The sequence below is a fragment of the Streptomyces sp. NPDC054961 genome (assembly GCF_053609145.1).
Genome location: NZ_JBSGWY010000104.1, coordinates 1 through 1478, shown reverse-complemented (window position 1 = coordinate 1478; position 1478 = coordinate 1). Strand labels below are relative to the sequence as shown.

General features: G+C 66.6%; 1 protein-coding gene. It reads left to right on the top strand.

What is annotated here, in order from left to right:
• Positions 1 to 722: 722 nt before the first annotated feature.
• Positions 723 to 1028 (top strand): hypothetical protein, encoded by a 306-nt coding sequence (locus ACWF9Z_RS36640; RefSeq protein ID WP_453609946.1) that lies wholly within the window; start codon positions 723 to 725, stop codon positions 1026 to 1028.
• The last annotated feature ends 450 nt before the right edge of the window (positions 1029 to 1478 follow it).

The following is a 1478-nucleotide window of genomic DNA, read 5'->3' as shown; positions in this document are numbered from 1 at the left end:
CCCGAGCCGTATCCGGAACGCGCAGGGCGACCTGACAGGCGTAGGCCGTGTTTTAGATCAGGGTTCCGGTTCACGTCTCACGCCGTGATGACCATGGCGTGGGGCGTGGGGATCTTTGAGGTGACCCCCGGAGTGTGGACACAGGGTGTGGGCCGTGCTCGAACGCGCGGACCGCGACGGTGGCGTGGTGGAGCGTCGCTCTTTCTGATTGACGATCCACACTCGCGTCCGATGTCCTGACCCATCGGGCAGAAGTTCGACATGGGCTCGTCCGGGCAGGCGACACCTTCCCGTTCCGCCGCTTGGTGTTGCCGGTCAGTGAAACTGAGCAGTCGTCATGCTTCTGACCTGGGGTCATTGAGCTTCGACGCACGTGAGGGCGTCTTCCGTCTGCACGGCAAGAGGTTCGTTCCAGATTAAATCCCGGTTCTACTTTGAAGCATGCGCCTTCTGGAGTGGCGGGATCAATTCGGGATTGACTGGACGCTCCGCCATGTCGGTGTCATGATCAAGTCTTATGACTGGATTTCGAAAGGCTTATGCCACGTAAGCGGCCGAGTGTGCTGCGTGCGCAGGGGGTGCCGCGGCAGGTGTACGCGGGTACCGGTTCTTGGGGCGTTGGATTGCCTAAGCGTTGGCGTCCCTCCCGGCGGATTGTCTCGGCGATCCGCCGGGAGGAGTACCGGCGCCCGTTCGGTGAAGGATGGTGGCCGGGGGCGGCTTTGGAAGCCATCGATGCCTATCGGGCCTTCCTCGCCCGCCCGGGCAAGTACCTGTACCTGCTCCTGTCGATCAGCGGTAGTCGGGACCAGGAACTCCGGGAGAATGTTGCGGTGGCCCGGGACCTCCTCGAAGTGGTCGTGCACAGGCTCCCCACACGTGCCCGCCGCGATCTGGAAGCGCTGCTGGCAGAAATGGATGACGAACTGCGGCGCAGGACCCTCCCCGACCCGCTCGCTTACCGCCAGCCGCACCGTAGAGGAGGCTGGTGGCATTGGCGCCTCTATCACGAGACCAACCACCTCTGACACTCACCGACCGCGGCGCCCCGCTGCTGGCGCCCGCGCAGCGGGCTGGTCCTGGAGGCGAAGCCGGAAGGGCTGAGGTGGGAGCGAAGCGGACACCTCAACGGGCCGCAGGCCCGGACCCCGTGAAACGGGGTCAGCTCAGGGGGAGCTCAGCGGACCCGGAGCAGTCCGCAGCGAAGCGCAGGACCCCGACTCGAAGGGCCGGCCCTCGCCGAGCGCAGCGAGGCGGTCCTCTTCTCAGCGCGCAGCGCTGAGAGCCCGGAGCGAAGCGCCGGCCCCCGGCCCAAAGAGCCGGCCCTCGCTCAGCGAAGCCGAGCTCCGCCGAGCGCAGCGAGGCGGTTCGTTGCTCCGGAGCGAAGCGGAGGAGCCAGGTGCCGGAGGCACCCCGGCCGCGGGGGGGGTTTAACAAAACCGATCCCCCCAGACCACGCACGATCGGGGGGTGGGAGC